17 protein-coding genes are annotated in these 22,657 nt (G+C 64.8%); 10 read left to right on the top strand and 7 right to left on the bottom strand.

All coding sequences use genetic code 11. The annotated features are described in order from the left end of the window. Positions 1 to 349: 349 nt before the first annotated feature. Positions 350 to 2,182 carry a DEAD/DEAH box helicase gene (locus O3656_RS08405; RefSeq protein WP_500063542.1) on the bottom strand — a complete coding sequence of 611 codons (1,833 nt, stop codon included), beginning with the start codon at positions 2,180 to 2,182 and terminating at the stop codon, positions 350 to 352. A 254-nt stretch (positions 2,183 to 2,436) separates the two neighbouring features. Between O3656_RS08405 and O3656_RS08400 the strand changes: the two genes are divergently transcribed. After that, positions 2,437 to 3,066, top strand: a complete 630-nt coding sequence (locus O3656_RS08400) for a ferritin-like fold-containing protein (protein ID WP_500063541.1) — start codon at positions 2,437 to 2,439, stop codon at positions 3,064 to 3,066. Positions 3,067 to 3,157: 91 nt separating this feature from the next. Here the strand turns inward: O3656_RS08400 and O3656_RS08395 are convergent, their stop codons facing one another. Then, positions 3,158 to 3,385 (bottom strand): DUF3107 domain-containing protein, encoded by a 228-nt coding sequence (locus tag O3656_RS08395; RefSeq protein ID WP_500063540.1) that lies wholly within the window; start codon positions 3,383 to 3,385, stop codon positions 3,158 to 3,160. Between the two features lie 78 nt (positions 3,386 to 3,463). Between O3656_RS08395 and O3656_RS08390 the strand changes: the two genes are divergently transcribed. From O3656_RS08390 to O3656_RS08355, 8 genes are all read left to right on the top strand, one after another. Further along, positions 3,464 to 6,649 carry a PD-(D/E)XK nuclease family protein gene (locus O3656_RS08390; protein ID WP_500063539.1) on the top strand — a complete coding sequence of 1,062 codons (3,186 nt, stop codon included), beginning with the start codon at positions 3,464 to 3,466 and terminating at the stop codon, positions 6,647 to 6,649. A gap of 19 nt (positions 6,650 to 6,668) precedes the next feature. Further along, complete coding sequence (locus tag O3656_RS08385) at positions 6,669 to 10,097, top strand: ATP-dependent helicase (RefSeq protein ID WP_500063537.1); 3,429 nt, start codon at positions 6,669 to 6,671, stop codon at positions 10,095 to 10,097. A 292-nt stretch (positions 10,098 to 10,389) separates the two neighbouring features. Next, positions 10,390 to 11,643, top strand: coding sequence for an ABC transporter substrate-binding protein (locus tag O3656_RS08380; protein WP_500063536.1), 1,254 nt, complete (start codon positions 10,390 to 10,392; stop codon positions 11,641 to 11,643). A 148-nt stretch (positions 11,644 to 11,791) separates the two neighbouring features. Beyond that, the gene (locus O3656_RS08375; RefSeq protein WP_500063535.1) at positions 11,792 to 12,772 is read left to right on the top strand and encodes a carbohydrate ABC transporter permease; all 981 of its coding nucleotides are present in this window, start codon (positions 11,792 to 11,794) and stop codon (positions 12,770 to 12,772) included. After that, complete coding sequence (locus O3656_RS08370; RefSeq protein WP_009059224.1) at positions 12,765 to 13,589, top strand: carbohydrate ABC transporter permease; 825 nt, start codon at positions 12,765 to 12,767, stop codon at positions 13,587 to 13,589. Before O3656_RS08375 ends, O3656_RS08370 begins: the two co-directional genes overlap by 8 nt. Positions 13,590 to 13,594: 5 nt before the next feature. Next, a complete protein-coding gene (locus O3656_RS08365) occupies positions 13,595 to 14,974 on the top strand; it encodes an alpha-L-fucosidase (protein ID WP_500063534.1) in 1,380 nt (459 codons plus the stop codon). 228 nt (positions 14,975 to 15,202) lie between these two features. After that, positions 15,203 to 16,336 (top strand): ImmA/IrrE family metallo-endopeptidase, encoded by a 1,134-nt coding sequence (locus tag O3656_RS08360; RefSeq protein WP_500063533.1) that lies wholly within the window; start codon positions 15,203 to 15,205, stop codon positions 16,334 to 16,336. 3 nt (positions 16,337 to 16,339) lie between these two features. Further along, positions 16,340 to 16,822: a DUF4411 family protein gene (locus tag O3656_RS08355; protein WP_500063532.1), complete on the top strand. Its 483-nt coding sequence runs from the start codon at positions 16,340 to 16,342 to the stop codon at positions 16,820 to 16,822. Here O3656_RS08355 and O3656_RS08350 read toward each other — a convergent pair. The 5 genes from O3656_RS08350 to O3656_RS08330 all read right to left on the bottom strand — a co-directional run bounded on the left by O3656_RS08350 (position 16,782) and on the right by O3656_RS08330 (position 21,493). Next, positions 16,782 to 17,099 carry a hypothetical protein gene (locus tag O3656_RS08350; RefSeq protein ID WP_500063531.1) on the bottom strand — a complete coding sequence of 106 codons (318 nt, stop codon included), beginning with the start codon at positions 17,097 to 17,099 and terminating at the stop codon, positions 16,782 to 16,784. The genes O3656_RS08355 and O3656_RS08350 overlap by 41 nt on opposite strands. A gap of 156 nt (positions 17,100 to 17,255) precedes the next feature. Beyond that, a complete protein-coding gene (iolE, locus tag O3656_RS08345; protein ID WP_500063530.1) occupies positions 17,256 to 18,179 on the bottom strand; it encodes a myo-inosose-2 dehydratase in 924 nt (307 codons plus the stop codon). A 279-nt stretch (positions 18,180 to 18,458) separates the two neighbouring features. Beyond that, positions 18,459 to 19,448 (bottom strand): inositol 2-dehydrogenase, encoded by a 990-nt coding sequence (gene iolG, locus O3656_RS08340; protein ID WP_500063529.1) that lies wholly within the window; start codon positions 19,446 to 19,448, stop codon positions 18,459 to 18,461. Between the two features lie 90 nt (positions 19,449 to 19,538). Continuing rightward, a complete protein-coding gene (locus O3656_RS08335; RefSeq protein ID WP_500063527.1) occupies positions 19,539 to 20,615 on the bottom strand; it encodes a transaldolase family protein in 1,077 nt (358 codons plus the stop codon). A 110-nt stretch (positions 20,616 to 20,725) separates the two neighbouring features. After that, on the bottom strand, positions 20,726 to 21,493 hold the full coding sequence (locus tag O3656_RS08330) for a GntR family transcriptional regulator (RefSeq protein WP_500063526.1): 768 nt from the start codon (positions 21,491 to 21,493) through the stop codon (positions 20,726 to 20,728). A gap of 190 nt (positions 21,494 to 21,683) precedes the next feature. On the opposite strand from O3656_RS08330, the gene iolC reads away from it, so the two are divergent. Then, complete coding sequence (iolC, locus tag O3656_RS08325; protein WP_500063525.1) at positions 21,684 to 22,649, top strand: 5-dehydro-2-deoxygluconokinase; 966 nt, start codon at positions 21,684 to 21,686, stop codon at positions 22,647 to 22,649. The last annotated feature ends 8 nt before the right edge of the window (positions 22,650 to 22,657 follow it).

Genomic DNA, 22,657 nt, shown 5'->3' with positions numbered 1-22,657 from the left:
GGTTGGGCTTGTTGTGGGAGGCGGTGCACCCGATCCGTAGGCATTACACCCCTTCTGATCGGGTGTAGCGCGACGGATCGGGTGCAGCGCTGCTTGACCTGGGCCTGTTGGATGCCGGCATGTGCAGTGTCAGCGAGGATATCCACGTACAAGCTTGTTACCGATGAGGTGTTACACCTGATCGGGAAGATTCAACCCCTTCTGATCGGGTTGAATTTTCCCTAACGGGTTGAATGTTCCCGATCAGGTTGAATCTTGCCGCGCCCTGAGGCCCCAAAACAGGGGAGGGGCCCAAGCCTTTCGGCTTGGACCCCTCCGCATGTCGTATCAGCGCAGCGGCTCTAGCGCCTCACTCGCCGCCCTTGCGGCGGCGGATGCGCTTGCGGGCGCGGGGAGCGCGCTCAGAAGCAGCACCGGCAGCACCAGCTGAACCAGCCGCGCCACCATCAGCCGAACCCGAACGCTGCGAATGCTCGCCGCGGCCACGGCCACGCGTGCCGCGGTCGGAGCGGCCGCCCTTGCCGGCGTTCAGCGTGCGATCGCCGTCCTGGGAGCCGCGACGCGACCCGCGCGAACGCGACGCGTCGGAGGAAGCAGCCGAACCACCACGCGACGAACGACCGCGGCCACCACGTGAGCCACCACGCGAGCCACCACGCGAGCCACCACGCGAACCCGAACGCGACCCGGAACGGCCGCCCCGGCCTCGTCCCTCGGAGTGGGGAGCAGAGCCGCCCAGATCCTCAAGGACCTCGGCGTCCAGGCCGGCGCGCGTGCGCTTGGCGCGCGGCAGGCGACCGGTCGTGCCCTCCGGGATGTCCAGGTCGGTGAACAGGTGGGGGGAGGTGTGGTAGGTCTCGAGCGGCTCCGGCACACCCAGTCCCAGTGCCTTGGAGATCAGCGACCAGCGCGGCGTATCGTCCCAGTCGACGAAGGTGACGGCCGTGCCGGAGTGCCCGGCGCGGCCCGTGCGGCCGATGCGGTGGATGTAGATCTTCTCGTCTTCGGGGCACTGGTAGTTGATGACGTGCGTGACGTCGTCGACGTCGATGCCTCGCGCGGCGACGTCGGTGGCGACCAGGACGTCGACCTTGCCGTTGCGGAACGCGCGCAGCGCCTGCTCGCGGGCACCCTGGCCGAGGTCGCCGTGCAGCGCGCCGACCGCGAAGCCGCGGGCGGTGAGGTCCTCGCCCAGGCGGGCGGCGGTGCGCTTGGTGCGGCAGAAGATGACGGTGCGGCCACGACCCTCGGCCTGGAGGATGCGCGAGACGACCTCCACCTTGTTCATGGCGTGAACGCGGTAGATGACCTGCTTGACCGTGTTGACGGTCTGGTTCTGGTCGTCGGGATCCTGCGCGCGGATGTGGGTGGGCTGGACCATGAAGCGGCGGGCGAGTGCCACGACGGGGCCGGGCATGGTCGCGGAGAACAGCATGGTGTGACGGTTCTCGGGGACGCGGCCCAGCAGCGTCTCGACGTCGGGCAGGAAGCCCAGGTCGAGCATCTCGTCGGCCTCGTCCAGGACGACGTTCTCGACGCCGGACAGGTGCAGGTGGCCCTTGCGCAGCAGGTCGATGAGGCGGCCGGGCGTGCCCACGACGATGTCGGCACCACGCTGGAGGGCCTCGATCTGGGGCTCGAAGGCGACGCCGCCGTAGATTTCAACGATGCGGGTCGACAGGTACTTGGCGGCCTCGCGCAGGTCCTGGGCGACCTGCTTGGTGAGTTCGCGGGTCGGCAGGATGATGAGCGCCTGCGGCTGGTTCGGGTTGAGCAGGTCCTCGTAGCCCTCTTCGTCCGGCGCGATGACGTCCTCGAGGACGGGGATGCCGAAGCCGAGGGTCTTGCCGGTGCCGGTCTTGGCCTGGCCGATGATGTCGTGGCGGTCCAGCGCGGGGCCGAGGGTCAGGGCCTGGATCGGGAAGGGGTGCGTGATGCCCTTGTCTTCGAGGGCGTCAACGATGGGGTCGGTGACGCCGAAGTCGGCGAAGGACTTCTTGTCGAGGTCCTCGCCCTTGCCCGTGATATCCGGGGTGGCTTCTTCCTCTTCGGGAGCTGCGGGCTTGATGTTGCCGAGGCGGACGACGCCTGCGGAGTATTCGACGGACGAGGCCGGGGTGGCCTTTTCGGTGGCGTCGACGTCGGGGGTGGGCACGGTTGCCTCAGTGCTCGTGTTGGTCACGATCTACCTTGTCTCCCGGGCTATTCCGGGGTTGGGGTCGGTGCCGATCGCGCATTATCTGGCGCGGGGATTCGCGTCCGCGCGTACGTGTTACCTATTCAAAAATGCGACCGGTCGTCCGGTGGTCGTCTTTCAGTGTAATCGTGTGGGAGCAGTTCGCGGGCGAGGGGCTGGTCACAGGGAAGACCGCCAAATGTCAAGAAGAGGGGCGAATGCACCACACCGCGCGGCTTGTCAGGCACTATGCTGGAGCCATGGCACACGAGTTTGATTCCGTCCCCGCCGACGACGCTGAAGTCCTTGGTATTCTCGCCTATTCGTCGCTCGCGTTTATGACGCGCTTGGCGAAGGACGGCGAGCAGGCCCCCACGTTTGAGGCCCACGTGGAGCATGCGCGCATGGCGGCGCGGTGCTTCAAGCTCTACCAGCAGCTGGAAGTGTGGAGCGAGCATCGCGGTTTTGACCTGCTGGCGGCCGCCGACGCGTTCTCGGGCGCGTACGACGATCTGGATGCGCGCACGCGACCCACGACGTTCGCGGAGCGAGCTGTCAAGACGTTCATTACGCGCGGCATGCTGGGCGACATGCTGATCCGCGTCGCGCAGGTGCACGGCCTGTTTGAGGGGATCGAGGACGTGTGGCCCTTCGAACAGGGACACTGGGTGCGCGCGCATCTGGGCCCGCAGATCGAGGCGGATGAGCAGTTGTCCTCGCGTCTGTCCCTGTGGGGTCGTCGCGTGGCGGGCGAGGCCCTCGGCCTTGTGCGCGCGACGCTGTTCACCTACCCGTCGCTGGCGGTCTCCCCGGAGAACGTCGATGAGATCACGGAGTACGTGATTAAGCGCCACGGGGAGCGCATGAGGGACATTCACCTGAAGGCCTGAGGCCGCAGGCATTGACGAGGCCGGGGTTCCTCGGGCGACATCGTGACCGCCCGGGTTCCCCGGCCTCGTTCGTGTGGGCGCGATCAGCGCATCAGTGGATCGCGAAGCCGACGCGGCGCTCGGACTTGGCGGCGACCTGCACGTATGCGAGGGCCTGGGCGGGCACGAGGGTGCGCTGGCCCTTGGTGTCGGTGAGGTCGAGGACGCCGTTGGTGGCGGCAAGGGCCTCGTGAACCTTGGCCATGAGCTCGCTTTCGGTCATGTCGACGTCGAGACCGAGCTGACGCGTGTTGTCGCGGATGCCGATGAAGATCTCCATGATGACTCCTTGCTGGTAAATGTCGTCACGCCCATCATATGTGCCGCAGATGTGGGTGGGGTCTGCGAGTATTGCGTTATGAGCGAAATTCAGGTCAGGTTGCGCAGCCGCGGCGCCGATTGGTGGCGTCTGCCGGAGCTGAACGCGCGCCAGCGTGCGGTTGTGGACGCGGCGCGCTTGGGTGACGTGATTGCGCGTGGTGCCCCGTCGTCGGGCCGCTCGACGTGTGCCCTGGCCGTGTTCGAGCAGGCGGCCTCTCGGGGGCGCAGCGCGCTGATTCTTGCTCCCGATCGTACGCGAGCCGATGTGCTGACTCCGCGCGCCCAGGCTCTCGGCCCGGACGTGGTTCGCCCGGTGCGCACGCCCGCCTCCTTCGCGTATCAGGTGGTGGCCACGTGGCGCACCCAGCGCGACGTGCCGTTGGAGGGCGTGGAGCTGGTGACGGGCGCGGCCCAGGATCAGATGCTCGCCGAGGCCCTGGAGTCGGTGGAGGCACCGTGGCCAGAGGATATCGGCCCGCAGATGCGCGCGATGCCGGCGTTCCGAGCGGAGCTTCGCAACCTGGTGGCCCGCGCGGGCGAGGCCGGGATGGACGCGTCCGCCCTGTCCGAGGCCGGGGCCAGGTTTGGTCGGCCGGAGTGGCAGGGGGCGGGCGCGATCATCGCCGCGCTGGAGGAGGGGCCCGAGCACTCCCCGGAGTACCCGCAGACCCTGCGTGTGGACCTGTCGCGCATCCAGGCGCTCGCGGCTGAGCTGATCGATGCGTGGGAGAAGGATGCGCCCTCTCGCGGGGTGCAGGCGCCCTGCCCGGTGCCCGACGTTGTGATCGTTGATGACCTGCAGGATTGCACGCCGTCGACGTTGACGCTGCTGGCAGCGTGCCGCGACGCGGGTGCCCGAATCGTCGCCTTCTCGGATTCCGACGTGGCCGTGGCCGGATATCGCGGCGGCGAACCGCACCTGGACCGCAGGCTCGCATCCCTCCTCGGCGTTGAGATTGCGGAGCTCGGCCAGGTCTACGACATGTCCTGTGCCGTGCGTGAGCTGGCGCGCCAGGCCTGCGCGCGCATCGCCCAGTCGGGATCGCCCGCCCGGCGAGAGGCCGGTGTCTCGGACGATGCGCCCCAGGGACGCCTGGTGACGCACCTGGGTGCCACGCCCTCGCAGATGGGTGCGCTCATCGCGCGTGCCCTGCGGGCCCACCACCTGCACGACGGCATCGATTTTTCGGAGCAGGTCGTCATCGTGCGCAGTTCGTCGATGGTCGCCGAAACTAGCCGCTACCTGGCGCGCGGGGGCGTGCCGGTCGCGGGAGGTAGCCGTGCCTTCGACTTCGCGACTCAGCCTACGACGCGCCTGCTGCTGGACCTGGTGACCATGCCGACGGGACAGAGTGACACGGAGGCGGCCGCGCGCCGCGAACTCGCCGAGCGCCTGCTGCCCTCGCCCCTCGTGTGCGCCGACGCCCTCGCCGTCCACCGCCTACTGCGCCGTCTGAACGCCGCGCGCGCCCAGGCCGCCGAGGAGGCGGGCGACGAGGCGCCGCTGATCCCGCTGACCATGGCGGACCTCGTCAGTGACCCGCAGACGTGGCGGCCTGCCCTTGAACAGGCTGAGCAGGCGGGCGGCAAGCGTGCCCAGGCCGCCTCCATGCTCGCGCGCCCCCTCGAGACCGCGGTACGCCTGTGGGAGCTGGGGATGAGCGGCAGCGCTCGCCCCCAGGAGCGCCTGTGGTCGCTCTGGGAGGCCTCCGGAGTGGCGGGCGAATGGCGCGCGCGGGCTATCGCGTCGGATGAGTCGTCGGGCTGGTACGACGATCAGCTGGACGCTGTCGTGGCTCTCCTACGCGTTGCCGACGTGTGGGAGCAACGCAACCCCGCGGGCTCCGCCGTCCGCTTCGCGTCTGAGCTGCTGTCCGGCTCGGTCCCGATCGACACGATTTCGCGCGTGGGCGTGCGCCCCGGTGGCGTCGAAGTCCTCACTCCCGCGCAGGCGATGGGCCGCCACTGGCAGGTCGTCGTCCTCGCTGGCCTGCAGGACGGGGCGTGGCCGAATCTGCGGCTGCGCGACCGGATCCTGCGCGCCGACCTGCTTGCGGACGTGGGTGCGGGTCGCGTCGCCGTGGGCGAGGATGGGCGCGAGGAGCTCATCGACTCGACGCGGGCCGCCCGGCGCGCGGTTTTGGACGACGAGTATCGCCTCTTTGTCGCGGCCGTGACGCGCTCACGGTGCATTGTGCATGCCGGTGCGGTGCGCTCGGAGGACGCGGCGCCCTCGGTGTTTTTTGACCTGGTGGCACGCCTGGCGGGCACGCCGCGCGAGAACGACATCGTGCCGGTGGATCCGGTGGAGGCACCTCTGTCTCTGTCCGGGCACATCGCGGACCTGCGGGCGCGCGCCGCCAACCCCGACGAGCCAGCCGATGCGCAGCTGGCCGCCACCCTGCTGGCACTCATGGCGCGCGAAGGTGTGCTTGCGGCGCAGCCGGATCGCTGGCTGGGGGCAGGCGGTACCCCGACGACTCAGGAGGAGTACACGGGTGAGATCACGCTGTCTCCCTCGCAGTTCGAGCGTGCGCTGTCGTGCCCGCTGCGATGGTTCCTCACCACCATCGGAGCCGACGGACCGTCGAACGCTGCAGCCAGCTTGGGTACCCTCGTTCACGCGGTCGCCGAGGAACATCCACACGGCACGCCAGAGGAACTGACCGAGGCGCTTGAGGCGCGCATCGATGAGCTGGGCTACAACCTGGACACGTGGGCGGGGCGCGTCGCCGACCGCCACGCGCGCGACATCGTGAACAACCTGGCGTCCTACGTGGAGGGCGTTCCCGGCCGGGTCGAGGTCGAGCAGTCGGTTTGCGCTGAGGTTGATGGCGTCACGATCCGCGGCCGTATGGATCGCCTCGAACACGTTGATGAGGGCGTGCGTGTCACCGACCTGAAGACGGGAAAGAGCGGATATACGGCGAAGAACGTCCCCGATAACGCGCAGTTAGCGGCATATCAGATGGCCTTGATCGCTTCGGGCGAAAAGGTCGCGGGGGCTCGCATTGCCCTGCTCGGTGGCGATAAGCCAAAGACCTTCGACCAGTCAGCCCTGGAGGGCGAGACCCTGCAGGAATGGCACACCAAGCTTCGTGCGGTCGTGGCGGACGCGCGTGGACCCTACTTTGAGGCACGCCCCTCGGAGACGGCGTGCCTGTTCTGTCCCTTCGATCGGCTGTGCCCGGCGCGCGAGCGCGGCCACAAGGTGGTGGAGTGACGTGGCAAAGGATTGTGCAATGAATCTCGGTGCTCTGCAGATCCAGGCAATCGTCGATGCGACGAAGACTCCGACGCCAGAGCAGGTGCGAGTAGTCGAGGCCCCGCGCCGTCCCCTCCTCGTCGTGGCGGGGGCGGGGTCTGGTAAGACCGAGACCATGTCCATGCGCGTGCTCTGGCTCCTGGCGAACCATCCGGACCTGAGCCCGTCGTCGATCCTGGGTTTGACCTTCACGCGCAAGGCTGCGGGTGAGCTGGGGGAGCGCCTGCGCGAACGCATCCGCCTGCTGTCGCGCGAGATGCCCCGGCTGCGTGAGCGCCTCGACGAAGACCCTGTGGCACTGACATACAACTCCTTTGCGGAACGCATTGTCTCCGAGCACGGGATGCGCATCGGCCTCGACCCCGATTTCTCGATGCTCTCCGAGGCTGGCGCGATCGACCTGATGACTCAGATCGTCGAGGCGTGGCCCACCGACCTGGATGACACGCTCACACCGACCGGCGTCGTCGAGCAGGTACTGCACCTGGCAGGCGAGATCGCAGAGCACGGATACACGGTGGGCAGTGCTCGTGAGGCGTTGGAGGAATTCGGGCGCGAGCTGGAGCAGGTGGGGCGCGGGAACAGTAAGTCTCGCGATGCCATTGACGTGAATCGGCGTCGCATTGCCCTCCTCGACCCCATCGAGGTCTACCAGCAGCGCAAGCGTGACATGGGCGTCCTGGACTTTTCCGATCAGCTGGTCCTGGCCACGCGCATCGTGCGCGAAGCTCCTGCGGTGCGTGAGTCTCTACGTGAGGAGTTCCGCGCGGTCCTCCTCGACGAGTTCCAGGACACCTCCGTCATCCAGATGGATCTGCTGTCGATACTCTTCGCGGATCACGCGGTGACCGCGGTGGGCGACCCGAATCAGGCCATTTACGGCTGGAGAGGGGCCTCGGCCTCGTCGCTGGAGTCTTTCCTGGATCGTTTCCAGACGGGCGCGCCCGAAGAAGGACAGACGCTCACGCTGTCGACCGCGTGGCGCAACGATGTGTCGATTCTGGACGCTGCGAACAGGGTGGCAGCACCCCTGCGGGAGGTACCTTCCTTCCAGGTGAGCAAGCAGCAGCTGAAGGCACAGTCTCCGGTCCTGGTCCCCAGGGGCGGCGCGGGTTCAGGAACCGTCGACATTGCCTTCACGCAGGACTACGACGAGGCCCTGGGCGCGATGGTTGATTTCGTGCGGCGGGTGCGCTCGCAGCCGACTAAGGGCGGTCAGCGCCGGAGCGTCGCCGTGCTCAGTAGGCAGCGTCGTGATTTTCCGCTGATCGATGACGCGCTGCGCGAGGCGGGCATTCCCACGGAGATCGTCGGCCTGGGCGGTCTGCTCGATCAGCCGGCCGTCCAGGACGTGCGCGCCGCGCTGGAGCTGGCCTACGACGTGGAAGCGTCCCCGTGGCTCGCGCGTCTGCTGGCAGGCATTGACCTGGGGGCGGCCGACTTGATGGCTCTGGGTGACTGGGCTCGGATCCTGGCGCGCGGGGAGGGGGCAAGCCCGCACCAGGCCGTGCTCTTGGATGCTGTCGATAACCCGCCAGCGCCCGGTTGGGCGGCTGAGGGACATCCCGCGATCAGTGAGGAAGCAGTGCGCCGCGTGCGGCTGCTGGGCCAGCGCCTGCATCAGGTTCGTGAGGGCGTGGGGCGTTCCATCACCGAGCAGGTCGAGCGAGCAATCCTCATCATGGGCACGCTCGATGACGTGATCGCGGATCCGCTGTCGATGGGTGGGCGCGCGGCACTCGATGAGTTCATTTCTGTCGCTGCGGCATACGAGAAGGAAACGCCGGGTGCGTCCCTCGGGTCCTTCCTGGCGTATCTGGACATGGCAGAGAAACGCGAGGATGGGCTGGATGCGCCGCTGGGCGAGCCGGATCCGAACGCTGTCCAGATCTTGACGGTCCACGGCTCGAAGGGCCTGGAATGGGACGGGGTTGTTGTCTTCGCTTTGGCCGATGGCTCCTTCCCGATGCATAAGAGCAAAAGTCGGTCGTGGATCGACGATCCTCCCGCGAATACCGCATGGGTGACCAGTGCTGGTGCACTACCGCACCCGTTGCGCGGGGACCGCGTGGACCTACCGCCCTTCGAATTTGACGTTGATGGGGAAAAGAACCCGTCAACTGCCTTCAAGAAGTGGCTGGAGGGCGAGTATGGCGCGTCCCTCGGGGAACACGCGGAGCGCGAGGAACGGCGCCTGGCCTACGTGGCGATGACGCGCGCGCGTAGCGCTCAGCTGCTGGTGGGTTCGTGGACGTCTGGCTTTAACAAAAAGGTGACGCATCCGTCGCGCTACCTGATGGAGGCCAGCGCGCAGTTGTTTGGGCATACTCCGGATGCCTCGTCTGGCTCGGTTGGCACCATCGAAGACCCGCAGATGTGGTCCAACGGGCGCTGGCGTGACCTCGCCGGTGAGTCCTCGGTGGGGGAGGGCAGGTGTCTGATAGCCCCGATTCCGCATCAGGACGAAGACGATGAACCCGCCGCGGGGGTGCGCGAGTTCGAGACTTTCCCGCAGGATCCGGGGCCTTCGCGTCAGCGCGCCTCGGCAGCGGCGCAGGCAGTTGAAGCGCAGATTGACGCGATGCCTGAGGATCAGGACGTGTACGAGGCCTTGGCGCAGTTGGGTGATGATCCCGCGGTGCGCGATACGGTCGCTCTCATCGAGGAGTACCACCTGTCTCGGGAAACGCCGATCGTCGACCTGTGGGCCGAGCGCGTTCCGGCGACGTCCGTGTCGGCACTCCTGCAGGATGCACAGGAGTTCGCACGCGATATGCGTCGCCCGATGCCCACGCGTCCCAGTTCGTTCTCAGCGCTGGGCACGGTGTTTCACGCGTGGGTGGAGCGCGAGCTTCACCTGGCCTCCGCGGACCCGGCCTCGGAGATCACTGCGGGTGCCGACGTGGTCGCGGGCGATGACACGGCGCTGGCTAGCGGCGACGATGGGGCGGAGGAGGCCCTGCTGACGGATGGTGAACGCGAGCGCCTAGAGCGGCTGCGCGAGAATTTCCGTGCCTTTGTGGCGGGAGTGCTGTCGGACTACCGGGCCGTCGCGATTGAGGAAGCCTTCTCGGTCGAGGTGGGCGGCGTGTCCGTCCAGGGCCGTATCGACGCCGTGTTCGAGCGCGTACGCGGCGATGGGCCGCGCTACCTGGTCGTCGACTGGAAGAGCGGCCGCCCGGTGACCGATTCGACCAAGCCCGACAAGGTCGCCTATTTCGTGACTCAGCTGCGCCTGTACCGGCGCGCGTGGGCGGCTCGCATGGGAGTGGATCCGGCGGAGGTCGGTGCGATGGTCGCCTTCCTGGCAGGCCCGTCGCACTACACGCTCGAGAGCCTGGAGGCCATGATTGGTGGCGCGGAGATTTCCCTGGATGAGGCGCTGCGAGGTGTGCTCGCAGACTAAAATCCCTCTTTAATCCAGCTGAATGAGTGACAGATCGGCAAGAGTTTGATGGAAACGATTGAAAACCCTGTTGCCTGCGTTCCTACGAAGTTTCATAGGATAGTGAGAGTTAATGGATGAATGTGATCGAAGTTAAAATCAGGGTTGTGTGCGCAGGTTGGGGAATGGTATAGTTGTCCTGTCAATTTCAATGACGAGAGACGGCACGTGAGGGTAGGTTCCCCAAACCGCGTTACAGAGAGGCGACGCGACCACTGGAACTCCCGGTGCCCTGACAAGGAAGGAGCGCATCGTGCGCCCCACTATCTCCAAGTTCCTCGCACTCGGTGCGACCGCCTCGGCCTTCGCCCTGCTCGCAGGCGCGTGCGGATCGGGAAGCACCTCGTCCAGCGGTGGTTCCGGTTCCGATCAGGTCCACCAGATGTACACATGGGTCTCCACGGACAATGACCGCGCCCAGTGGCAGTCCTTCATCGATGCTGCCAAGGAGAAGGACCCTAACTTCTCCCTGACCTTCGACGGCCCGGCCTTCAACGATTACTGGACCAAGGTCAAGACTCGCATGGTTGCCTCGGATGCGCCCTGCATCCTGACCACGCAGGCGGCTCGTGCGCAGGAGCTCTCCGGCCTCCTCGAGCCTCTCGACTCCTACATGGAAGCCGCTGGCATTAAGGCCTCGGACTACAACGCTGCGATGATGCAGGGCATGACGGTCGACGGCAAGGTGCTGGCCCTGCCTTACGACGCCGAGCCCGACGTCCTGTACTACAACCGTGAATTGTTCGAGAAGGCTGGTCTGGCGGCCCCCTCGACCTCGTACACGACCGACCAGTTCCTCAAGGACGCCAAGGCTCTGACGGGGGACGGCAAGTATGGCATGGCGGTCAAGCCGCTCCTCCTGGGCAACGCGCCCGGTGACTTCGGCATTTCTTTTGGTGGACAGGTCTCCAAGGATGGCAAGAACACGCTGACGGATCCCAAGTTCGTCGAGGGCGTCCAGTTCGCTTTCGACCTGGTCCACAAGGAGCAGGTCGCGGTTGCTCCGAACGCTGCGGACAACGACGGCCCCGCGCAGACCGCCTTCACCTCCGGCACCGCTGCGATGATCGTGGACGGCCCGTGGATGTACGGCTCCTTCGAGAAGGAGCTGGGCGATAAGCTTGGCGTTGCGGTCATTCCTACCCCGTCGGGTCAGCCCCGAGCCGTCATTCAGGGGTCGGGCTTCGGTATCTCGAAGTCTTGCCCCGACAAGCAGGCCGCCTTCGACGTTCTCAAGCAGCTGGTCACCCCCGAGGTCATTGGCTCGGTGGCGGACAAGCAGGGAACCGTCCCCTCGGTCGAGTCCGCGATGGACAAGTGGGCCGCGAACAAGCCTGCTGACAGCGCCGAGGCGGTGAAGGTTCTCCTCGAGAACGGCACCCCGCTCGTGACGACCACGACGTGGAACCAGATCAACACGTCCTTCCAGCAGTACTCGCCCGAGGGCTTCCGCGGCACCAAGACCGCGCAGGATATCCTCTCCGATCTGCAGAACTCCGCCGGCTGAGTCCGGCTCCCCATTGACGAGGCCGGGGTGACCTGCTCGGGTTCCCCGGCCTCGTTGAGTGGGTCCTTTGGCGTTAGCGCTAACGACGATGGTTGGCGCTGCCCGGCGGGCCCACCACGGTCCCTGTGATGGAAAGGTGACACTGCTGATGAGCACTGACACTGTGACACCCGGCCGCGAGGCGCCAGCGGGCGCGGCGGATACGGGTGAGGCGAAGGCCTCGAAGCGCACGAAGAAGGCGCGCGACGCGGGTAAGCGCGGCGACGGCGTGCGCGCCCTCGTCTACCTGGCTCCGGGCATGACCGGCTTCCTGCTGTTCATCGTCCTGCCTCTGATCGCGTCCCTCGTGATCTCTTTCTTCGACTGGTCGCTCTTCGGGGGTGGCCGTTTCGTCGGAATCGACAACTACAAGCGCATGCTCAGCGGAGCGGACCCCGCGTTCTGGACGGTCATGCGTAACACCGTCGTGTTTGCGGCCTGCTACACGGCGCTCAACCTCGTGATCTCGATCGGCCTGAGCTACTGGCTCCAGCGCGTCCCGGAGTGGCTCAGTCGGATCCTGCGTGTCATTTTCTTCATCCCCGTGGTCACCCCGATGGTCGGTAACGCGCTGATCTGGCGCCTCCTGCTCTCCGACCACGGCGTCGTGAACTCCGCGCTGGGTGTCTTCGGGATCGAGCACATCCCATTCCTGAACAAGCCCGCTCTGGCGATGGGGTCGCTGCTGGTGATGAGCCTGTGGCAGGGCCTGGGCTACAACATCGTGGTCCTGACGGCCGGGCTCAACGGCCTGAACACCTCGGTGCTCGAGGCCGCCACGATCGACGGCTGTAACGGCGTGCAGCGCTTCTTCAAGGTCGTCTTCCCGATGATTTCCCCGACCGTGTTCTTCTGTACGGTCATGACGATCATCGGCGCCTTCAAGGTGTTCGCGCAGCCCTATTTCCTGACGCTGGGCGGCCCGGGAGAGTCGACCAACACGATCGTGTTGTCCCTGTACCGCAACGGTTTCTCATTCGACAAGCTCGGGTACGCCTCGTCGATGGCGTGGGTTCTCTTCGTGATTGTCATGACGGTGACGGCCCTGCAGTTCGCGGGCCAGAAGAAGTGGGTGAACTACGATGCGTAGCAAAAAACGACTGTCGACTGCTGTTTCGGTTGTCCTGCTGGGGATTGTTGGGGTCGCGTTCCTGTTCCCCTTCGCGTGGATGGTCGCGACCTCCCTGAAGCCCACGACCGAGGTTTTTACCTTCAGTCCGACGGGCAGCGAGGTGGCGTGGGAGAACTATCCTTCCGCGCTGCGCTCGATTCCCTTCGGTCGGGTCGTGCTCAACTCGTTCATCGTGTCGTTGTCCGGCGCGGCCCTCGTGGTCGTCGTGTCGGTTCTGTCGGCATACGCGTTCGCGCGGCTGCGCTTTAAGGGGCGCGATCACCTGTTCATGCTGTTCTTGGGCACGCTCGTCCTGCCTCAGGAGGTCCTCGTGATTCCGCTGTACATCGGCATGCAGCGCATGGGCCTCGTGAACTCGTATTTCGCGCTCATCGTGCCCTTCGCGTTCGGGGCGTTCGGGGCGTTCCTGATCCGGCAGTTCCTGCTGTCCTTGCCCCTCGAGTTCGAGGAGGCGGCGCGCATCGACGGCTGCAGCGACTGGCAGATCCTCACGAAGATCCTCCTGCCCCTCTTGAAGGCTCCGATCACGGTGGTCGGCGTGTTCGCTTTCATCGACTACTGGTCCTCGTTCCTGTGGCCCCTCATCGTGGTCAACGATTCGACGCTGGCGACGATCCCGCTGGGCCTGCAGATGTTCTCGGGTGAGCGCGGCACCGACTGGGGTCCGCTCATGGCGGCGGTCACGATGACGACGATCCCGTCGATTCTGCTGGTCGTGTTCCTGCAGAAGCAGCTGGAAAAGGGCGTTACCCTGGGCGCCTTCGGAGGACGGTGACGAAGATGAGCGAAACGATGAACGATTCCGAGCGCTGGAGCTCACTGGCTCGCCCGACCCCGCAGTGGTTCGAGGACGCCCCGCTGGGGATCTTCGTCCACTGGGGCCCCTACTCGGTGCCCGCGTGGGCTGAGGACCATGGCGAGCTGGGCGTCGAGGAGGACTGGGAGGCCTGGTTTACTCACAATTCCTACGCGGAGTGGTACTTCAACACGATTCGTATCCCAGGCTCCCCGGCCGCGCTGAGGCACAAGGACCTGTACGGCTCGGCCTCGTACGACGCGTTCCTGGATGCGTGGGATCCTGACGCGTGGGATCCGGCCGAGTGGATGCGACTCTTTCATCGTGCCGGTGCCGGGTACGCGGTGCTGACGACGAAGCACCACGACGGCGTGACCCTGTGGGATGCCCCCGAGACGGGCGCGCGCAACACCGTGCGACGAGGCCCGTGTACCGACCTCGTGGCCGGCTTTACGGACGCCGCGCGCGATGAGGGGCTGCGAGTGGGCCTGTACTACTCGGGTGGCCTGGACTGGCACTATCGGCCCGCGCGTCCCATCCTCTCCGAGGACGACTGCAAGGATCTGTGTCGCCCGAAGGACGCCGAGTACGCGCGCTACTGCTTCGTGCACGTGCGCGACCTCATTGACCGCTACCAGCCCGACGTCATCTGGAACGACATCGATTGGCCGGACGAGGGGAAGAACTTCGGTCCCTACGGCTTGGGGACGCTCTTCGAGTACTTCTACGCGGCGCGCCCCGAGGGCGTCACGAACGACCGCTACGGCGGCGTCCACGCGGATTACCTGACCAGCGAGTATCAGCACATGGGAGACTCGGAGACGAGCGGCAAGCCGTGGGAGAACTGCCGAGGCGTCGGCCTGTCCTTCGGCTACAACCGTGCCGAGAACGAGGACCAGTACCTCAGCGGTGCAGCTGCTGTCCGACACCTGGTGGACGTGGTCTCGCGCGGCGGGCGCCTCCTCCTCAACGTGGGACCGCGCGCCGACGGTACGATCCCGCGCGAGCAGCGCGAATGTCTCGAGGGTCTGGGCGCGTGGAACGATTTGTACGGCTCGGAATTGCGCGGCGTGCGTGCGCTGCCGGTCGCGGATATCGAGGCCGTCACCGCGCGCTCGACCCTGGACGAGGCCTGGGTGCGCCTCCTCGCGCACGAGGACCACGTCGCCGTGGTGGCGGATGCGTCCGTCACGCAGGTGTCGGGTTTGCCGAGCGGATTCGACTACTCGCGTTCCGCGATCCTCACGCCGGGCGCGGAGTGCTCGTGGGACGGGCAGAGCCTGACTCTGCAGGCGGGGGTGCAGCCTCCGAGCGATGCTCGCGGTGACGCTCTACCGATCGTTGTGAGCACCCCCAGGGCGTGAGATGAGGGTGTCGGCGCGGGCCTGAGGCTCGCGCCGACACCTTTTTATCGACATCTTTGTTATACGAGCAGCGGCACCGTTGCCACGATCGTCGCGATGACGAGTGCGGTAGCAGGAGACTCTCGTTTGGCGCGGGTGATATCGGTGAGAAAACATCCCAAGGAGACGGAAATGAAGGGGCTCACTGTACGATAATGACATCGGTATGTGCGTGGGAGGAGGAACGCGATGAGCACGCGAATCGCCGTCAGCCAGCCCGTGCTCTCGTGGGCCCTCCAGCGCTCTGAGCGTACCTTTGAGGAAGCGCTGACGAAGTTTCCGAAACTTGGGGACTGGATGGACGGAAGTGGCCAGCCGACTCTTCACGATCTCGAAAAGTTTGCGGCTTTCACCCACACGTCCCTCGGTGCGCTCATCATGCCTGATCCGCCCGATGAGACACTGCCTATCGCCGACATGCGTACCCGTGAGAGTACCGTTATCGAGCGTCCCTCCGGGAATCTTCTCGACACGATCGACCGGTATCAGCAGTTCCAGGATTGGTATCACGATTACGCCCTTGAACAGGGCGCGGATAAACTCCCGTTCCTAGGCTCGGTGAACGTGCAGGATTCTCCGCGGGCAGTTGCTCGCCGTGTGCGTTCTCTCCTGCACCTTGATCGTGTGTCCGCCACCGGGACTCAACAATGGTGCCACGACATCGTTGCCGCACTTGAAGATGTGGGTGTGCTCGTTATGAGGAGCGGCGTCGTCGGTGCGAACAATGCGAGGCGCCTCTCTACGCGCGAGTTCCGAGGCTTTAGCCTCTACGACGACATTGCCCCCTTAATTTTCGTTAACGTCGCCGACGAACCGTATAGCGCGCAGAACTTCACCCTCGTGCACGAGTTTGCTCACCTGCTTCTCGGCCACAGCGCACTGTCGGGCGGTGACCGCTTGCTCGGCGGAAGTGGCGAAGAAGCGTGGTGCAATCGCGTCGCTGCATGTGTGTTGCTGCCTGACGAGGCGCTGACAGCTTTCGATGGAGTGACAACTGTGCAGGACTACCGTGCAGTCGCGCGGCGCTTTGGGGTGTCTGCCGAGGTCGCGCTCCACAGACTGCACGGCGCTCGCCTGATTGACGAGGAGCGCTACGGTGCGCTTCTAGAGGCGGTGCGCGCTGACTACGGTGGTGAGAAACGCAGTAGTGGCGGTGGCAACTATTACAACACCCTGACCGCGCGTCTTGGGCGTTCATTTGCGACCGCGGTTGTCACTTCCACCCTGGAGGGGCGTACGGGATTCACGGAAAGTTTCCGTATGATCGGCACGCACAAGAGGGAAGTGTTCGACGAACTGGCCAGACATCTCCAGGTGGTGTGAGAGATGTACGTCCTCGACACGAACGTCTTCATCGATGCGGCAAACGCGTACTATGCGTTCGATCTGGCTCCCGGATATTGGGACTTCCTCGTTCAGCTCTTCGACTCGCATCACGCGGTGAGTATCAAGTCGGTGTACGACGAACTGGGCGAGGCGGGCGACGGTGATCCTCTCAAGGACTGGGCAAGGGCGAATAAGCAACATTTTGTTGCTCCCGATTCGCGCGTGGTGGCCTGCTATCAGCGGGTCATCGCGTGGGCAAAGAACAACTATGATTCGCCAGCGGTCATCGAGTTTCAACGCGTTGCGGACTCCTGGATCGTCGCGCACGCACTAGCTAACGGATGGGTGGTTGTCACGCACGAAAAGTCGGCGCCGAGATCGAAGAGACGGATCAAGATTCCGGACGCATGTGCCGCGCTTGGGGTGGAGTGTCTCAACCCCTTTATGATGCTTCGCGACATGGGAATGAGCCTCGCTCTGTAGGTAGGAGGATCACGCCGATCACTCGCCGCATCTGTGTCTGGGCGCTCACCGCCCGAAGGGGCGCTCCGAGGCACACGCCGACGAGCATTGACGGCACGAGGCGCCGCAAGATTGCCGTATTCGCGTCGCGCCGATACGCCCACAGGGCGATCGCATCACCAATGAGGAGCAGAGCGAGCATGACGCCCGTTGACCCCTTCACAGGCGGGACCAGGGCGAAGAGGGCGGCCGCGATGAGAGCGACCCAGGTGAGGGCAATCAGCGTCGATAGGTCCATGAGTATTCCTTGCGTCGGATCAATAGGGGGTGGCGGGGGAGTCAATCACCAACCGTGCTTGGTGCGTGCATATCAGCACATAAGGGGTGGAAGCGACGCAGTCGCTTCCACCCCTCCATGATTCGCGCGGGAAGTTGAGGAACCGCGCGAAGCTGCTCACTGACCCAGCAGCGTGCCCAACACGTAGTCACGCGCAATGTGCGCGTACTCCAGCGGAGGAGCGATCTTCGGATCCTGCTCAGCCTCAACCAGGATCCAGCCCTTGTAGCCGTGCTCAACGAGGAAGGCATAGGGCTCGGTGAAATCAATGGTGCCGTCGCCGGGAACCGTGAACATGCCGGCGAGGAAGGAGTCGAGGAAGGAGCGCTTGGCCGCTCGTGACTCTTCCATCTTGGCGGGGCGCACGTCCTTGAAGTGCACGTGCTTGATGCGGTCGATCGCGCCGCGCAGCAGGCCCATGACGTCGCCATCACCCACGAACGCGTGGCCCGTGTCGAAGAGCAGGGAGACCTTGTCCGGGTCAGTCAGCTCGAGCAGGCGCAGCGTCTCGTCCTTGGTCTGGACGACGGTGCCCAGGTGGTGGTGATAGACCAGGTCAAGGCCGTACTCATGAGCAATCTCGCCGAGCTCGTTCAGGCCCTCGGCCAGAACGGGCCACTCCTCCTTGAGGACAGGCTTGTTCTCGAAGATACAGATGTCGCGGATGCCCTGCACCGAGCCGGTCTGCTCGGAGACAACGACGCGGGTTGCACCCAGAAACTGCAGGTACTCGCAGGTGGCGCGAAAGTCCGGGATAACGGCCTCGAGGCCGTCGCGAACGATGAAGCTGGAGAACCACTGGGCAACGATTCTCAGGCCGGCAGCGTCGGCCTTCTCCTTCGTCTCTTCCTTCGAGGGGTACCAGCCTGCGACCTCGGTGCCAGCGAAGCCGGCCTCGGCCAGGTCGTCGAACATGATGTCGATGGTGTTCCATTCGCCGACCTCGGGAATGTCGTCGTTGCGCCAAGCGATGGGGTGCATGCCCCACGTGATGCCGTTGGGGTCATTGATCGCGGTTGCGGGATCGTAGACGTGAGTCATTGCAGCTCTCCTATGAGTTGCGGTGATGTGTGGGCCAGTGTGTCGGTAGCGCTATTCTACGCCATCCTGTTTGATTGTCCAGACAAATATGCGGATTTGGGAGTTTACTCAGAAGTATCTGATGAGTGTGAACGTGTGCCTATCAGCATGTGTGCGGGACTCGACAGTGGTGCCTAGGTACGTCCGTATGAAGAAATGAGATGCATCTTGGATGGCCTTGGACAATGAGACGGTCCCGGCGGGGAAGGATGGAACCCCTCCGGGACTCTCGCGACGCTGTTAGGCCAGTGATACGGGCTTGCCAGTCTTCGCCGACTCCGTGGCCGCCTCGGCCAGGCGCAGGGCCTCGATCGCATCGTCGATGGAGGGGGTGGGCTTCGTGCCCGCGACGACCGCATCGATGAAGGCGGTCAGCTCCAGGCGGTAGGCGTCCGCGTAGCGCTGCAGGAAGAAGTCAAGGTACGGCTCGGCCGCGTCCGTGACCTCGGCGTTGGACAGGCGCACGGTCGTGGCGCGGATGTTGTCTGCATTGAGTGTGCCCGTCGACCCCTGAACCTCCAGGCGCTGGTCGTAGCCGGCCGGGCACTTACGGTTGTTGACGATCGTCGCAACGACTCCGTCGGCGTTCTTCAGGGTGACCACGGCGGCGTCGAAATCGCCAGCTGCCTTGATCTCCTCGTTGAAGTTCTGGCCGAAAGCGTGCACCTCAACGATGTCGCCCAGGAAGAAGCGGGCCATGTCGAAGTCATGGATGGTCATGTCGCGGAAGATGCCGCCGGAAACCTTCACATACTCGGCCGGGGGAGCGGAAGGGTCGCGCGAGATGATGAGCAGGTTCTCCAGGTCGCCGATCTTGCCCTCCTCGAGCTGAGCGTGCGCCGCAGCGAAGGAAGGGTCGAAGCGGCGGTTGAAGCCGAACATGACGGGTACAGACACGGCATCCAGCTCGTCGTGGGCGGCCTCCACGTCCTTCATGTCCAGGGCGATGGGCTTCTCGCACAGTACGGCCTTGCCGGCCTTGGCGGCGGCGAGCAGGTGGGGGATGTGCAGAGGGGTGGGGGAGCCGATGACGACAGCGTCAACGCCTTCGTCGGTGAAGACGGAATCAACGTCGGTCGTGTGACGGGCGCTGTAGACCTCGGCCAGCTTGCGTGCGGCATCGCCGAAAGGATCGGCGACGAGGGCGAGGGTGGCACCGGGGTGGGCGGCGATGGTCTTGGCATGAACGTGGCCGATGCGGCCGGCGCCGATGACGGCAATGTTGAGCATCTTTGCTTCTTTCTGGGCGGGGTGTGCTGGAGAGCAAAAAACCGTGACCGGTGGTGGCCCCACACGCATCGTGCGGAGCCACCGAGTGGATCACGGAGCAGGCATAATGACGTCGCGCACCAGTGCGTCGAGGTCAGCGTCTGCCTGCAGGAAGCCGCGCAGAGTCCGCACGGTGGCACCGAAGGTGTCGAACTCTTCCGGGGTCATGCCGTCGGGCTCGTAGGCACGGACGAACTCGGGGATCGAGAGCAGGGTCTTCATAATGTCCTCGCGCACGGGGATGTCCATGCGCTCTTCCACCGTGTAGTCCGAGTCGTTGATGAGCTTGGCCCACTCGAATGGCGGGGAGACGACCACGTCGCCACCGACGAACTCGGACCAGTGCATGACGTTACGGAACGCGGCGGAGAGCATGCGGGCGCGCAGACCTCGCTTCTGGAATTCCTGGTAGGCGCGCTTGAAGGCGGCAATGCCGCACCACTCGAGGTGACCCGGATCGATGAACAGGCGATCGCGCTTGGCGACCTCCTTGATCCAGTCGTCAAGGCGGCCCACCATGAGGGTGACGACCGGGCCCATCTGGGAGGTGTCCTTGCCCTCGGCCTCGCGGCGCTTGAGGCCGCGCTCGATAGCTTCGCCGGTGACGACGGCCTGGGCGACGGAGAAGGACACTGTCACGTTGACGGAGACGCCGCGGTAGGTGGCCTCTTCGATGGCTTCGATGCCCACCGACGTGGCGGGAATCTTCACGATAATGTTCTTGGCGAGGTTGTGGAACTCCTCGGCCTGGTCAGCGAGGGCCTTGGCACTGCGGGCCAGGCGCGGATCCGTCTGCATGGATAGGCGACCGTTGCGGCCATTCTCGGCCTCGAAAATGGGCACGAGGAGCTTGGCGGCCTCGAGTGATAGCTCGCGCACGACCTGCCAGCCGATTTCAGACTCGGTAGCCTCGGGCATTTCCTTGGCGAGCTCGGCGATGCGGGGCAGCCACACGTCACGACGCTGGTTGATGCAGGTGTAGGCAATGGTTGGGTTGCAGGTGGCACCGACGCCACCGAAGGAAATGGACTGTGCCAGCTCGCTCGGGTCCGACGAATCGTTCCACAGGGCGGTGGGCGTGTTACGCGCGGCGTCCAGAAGGGGGCCGGGGGTGTACTCGATGGACATAGCGGGAAGCACTCCTTTGTGATCGCTCTCGACTTTCTTTGTCGGCAACAAGTCTACGGCGAGCGCCTACGCCTGTCAACAATTTGTTAGGACAAAACGTCAATGCTTAATCACTGGGCAAAAAGGCTTGCCTCAAATGAATATCTGGATGCACGATAGATGTGATCGCCGCATTCCACGATGCGACCTGAAGGGTCGTATGTTGTGCGCTGGCTCGTCAGTAAAGCTGCGCCGCGGTGTTCAGACAGGAGCTTCGCTTCCTTCGTTGTCGCGCTGCGTGCGCCGATTATCTGACGTGCGGAGGCTAAGGTGACTCCGCGCTCGCGCATGAGGTCGTAGAGAGAGGCGGACTCGAGTTCTTGCATTGTGGGAGCGATGTCGGCCGGGATGAGGTTTGTGAGGACCGCGATTGGCTCGTTGTCGGCAAAGCGGGTGCGCTCAATGTGGACGACAAGGGTACCCTCGGTGATCTTCAGGGTGTCGGCTTCCTGAGCGGTGGCTGGTCGTGCCTCGTAGTGCTGGATGGTCGTGTGTACCTTGTGGCCGGCGTTGACCAGGTCGCGCATGAGTGAGGTGAGCTCCATGGGGCGATGGACGTGGCGTGGTGAAACGATCGTGCCGACGCCGCGGCGGCGCGTCAGGAGGCCGCGGTCAACGAGGCGCTGGAGTGCCTGTCGTGCCGTGGGGCGGGAGACGTGCAGTCTTGCCGCCATCGACAGCTCGTCCTCCAGGCGTGTGTCCGCGGGTAACGCTCCAGAGTTAATGAGTTGTGCGATGGGCTCCGAGATCTGGAAGTACAGGGGCACGGGAGAAGAGCGGTCCAGGGTAATGTCCGGAACGTAGGGGGCGTTTTCCGGAGTGGGCAATGCTTTGGACATGTCAAACCTTCATGTGCGGCGCGGCGTCGTATTAATTTAATACGGTTACATGGTATCAGCGTTGTTGTCGGCTAGGGGGTCGACGTGCTGTTACATATTGTACGGACAAAGATTGACGATTGCTTGTTGATAGTGCATCCTTGGAACATCAGGCTAATGGGCCACCCCAATGGAGAGGAAAGGAGTCACCATGCCCCTTGAGCGTCGCGATGTCGACATTCTGACGATGGGTCGTTCCGGCATCGATATCTATCCTCTCCAAGTTGGCGTGCACCTCGAAGATGTCGAGACCTTCGGCAAGTTCCTCGGCGGCAGCCCAACGAACGTCGCAGTTGCAGCAGCACGCCTCGGGCATCGCACCGGTGTCATCACCGGGGTGGGGGACGATCCCTTCGGTCGTTTCGTTACCCGTGAGCTTGAGCGCCTCGGCGTCTCCTCGGACCACGTTGTCACCGTGCGCGACTTCCATACCCCAGTCACCTTCACGGAGCTTTTCCCGCCCGACTCCTTCCCGCTCTACTTCTATCGTGAGCCGAGTGCGCCAGACCTGGAGCTGCGGGAGGATCAGATCGATTGGGGTGCCGTCGAGCGTGCCGAAATCTTCTGGTTCACCGTCACCGGCCTGTCGCGCAACTCCTCCTTTGATCTGCACCTGCGTGCTCTCGACCACCGTGGCCCTTCTAGCGGCCTGACAATCCTTGACCTCGACTATCGGTCCAATCTGTGGAGCAGCATGGCGCAGGCGCGCTCGCGCGTCGCAGCCGTCCTGTCCCGCGTCGACGTCGCCGTCGGAAACCGCGAGGAGTGCGAGATGGCCGTGGGCGTCTCCGATCCCGAGAGTGCAGCCGATGCTCTCCTTGAGCGCGGCATTCGCCTCGCGATCGTGAAGCAGGGGCCCAAAGGGACCCTCGCCAAGACCGCCGACGAACGTGTGTGGGTTGAAGCCTGGGACGTCGACGTTGTTAACGGCCTCGGCGCGGGCGACGCCTTCGGTGGCGCGCTTATCCACGGCCTCGTCGAAGGATGGGACCTCGAACAGACCATCCGTTACGCCTCGGCCGCGGGAGCCTACGTGTGTTCGCACATCGAATGCTCGACCGCGATGCCGACCCAAGAACAACTTGGCATCTTTATGGAAACGGAGGGGCTCCCGTAATCCACCCG

This window comes from Pauljensenia sp. 27098_8_83, from assembly GCF_041432695.1.
Classification (GTDB): domain Bacteria; phylum Actinomycetota; class Actinomycetes; order Actinomycetales; family Actinomycetaceae; genus Pauljensenia.
The sequence above is the reverse complement of the archived record's forward strand: the minus strand, read 5'-3'. Positions and strand labels throughout refer to the sequence as shown.

What these genes read in the sequence shown, in the direction of transcription:
- iolE (WP_500063530.1), bottom strand. Translation starts at nt 18,179, where the DNA reads ATGACTCACGTCTACGATCCCGCAACCGCGATCAATGACCCCAACGGC.
- O3656_RS08395 (WP_500063540.1), bottom strand. Translation starts at nt 3,385, where the DNA reads ATGGAGATCTTCATCGGCATCCGCGACAACACGCGTCAGCTCGGTCTC.
- O3656_RS08335 (WP_500063527.1), bottom strand. Translation starts at nt 20,615, where the DNA reads ATGTCCATCGAGTACACCCCCGGCCCCCTTCTGGACGCCGCGCGTAAC.
- O3656_RS08370 (WP_009059224.1), top strand. Translation starts at nt 12,765, where the DNA reads ATGCGTAGCAAAAAACGACTGTCGACTGCTGTTTCGGTTGTCCTGCTG.
- O3656_RS08390 (WP_500063539.1), top strand. Translation starts at nt 3,464, where the DNA reads ATGAGCGAAATTCAGGTCAGGTTGCGCAGCCGCGGCGCCGATTGGTGG.
- O3656_RS08375 (WP_500063535.1), top strand. Translation starts at nt 11,792, where the DNA reads ATGAGCACTGACACTGTGACACCCGGCCGCGAGGCGCCAGCGGGCGCG.
- iolG (WP_500063529.1), bottom strand. Translation starts at nt 19,448, where the DNA reads ATGCTCAACATTGCCGTCATCGGCGCCGGCCGCATCGGCCACGTTCAT.
- O3656_RS08330 (WP_500063526.1), bottom strand. Translation starts at nt 21,493, where the DNA reads ATGTCCAAAGCATTGCCCACTCCGGAAAACGCCCCCTACGTTCCGGAC.
- O3656_RS08355 (WP_500063532.1), top strand. Translation starts at nt 16,340, where the DNA reads ATGTACGTCCTCGACACGAACGTCTTCATCGATGCGGCAAACGCGTAC.
- O3656_RS08360 (WP_500063533.1), top strand. Translation starts at nt 15,203, where the DNA reads ATGAGCACGCGAATCGCCGTCAGCCAGCCCGTGCTCTCGTGGGCCCTC.
- iolC (WP_500063525.1), top strand. Translation starts at nt 21,684, where the DNA reads ATGCCCCTTGAGCGTCGCGATGTCGACATTCTGACGATGGGTCGTTCC.
- O3656_RS08385 (WP_500063537.1), top strand. Translation starts at nt 6,669, where the DNA reads ATGAATCTCGGTGCTCTGCAGATCCAGGCAATCGTCGATGCGACGAAG.
- O3656_RS08365 (WP_500063534.1), top strand. Translation starts at nt 13,595, where the DNA reads ATGAGCGAAACGATGAACGATTCCGAGCGCTGGAGCTCACTGGCTCGC.
- O3656_RS08400 (WP_500063541.1), top strand. Translation starts at nt 2,437, where the DNA reads ATGGCACACGAGTTTGATTCCGTCCCCGCCGACGACGCTGAAGTCCTT.
- O3656_RS08350 (WP_500063531.1), bottom strand. Translation starts at nt 17,099, where the DNA reads ATGGACCTATCGACGCTGATTGCCCTCACCTGGGTCGCTCTCATCGCG.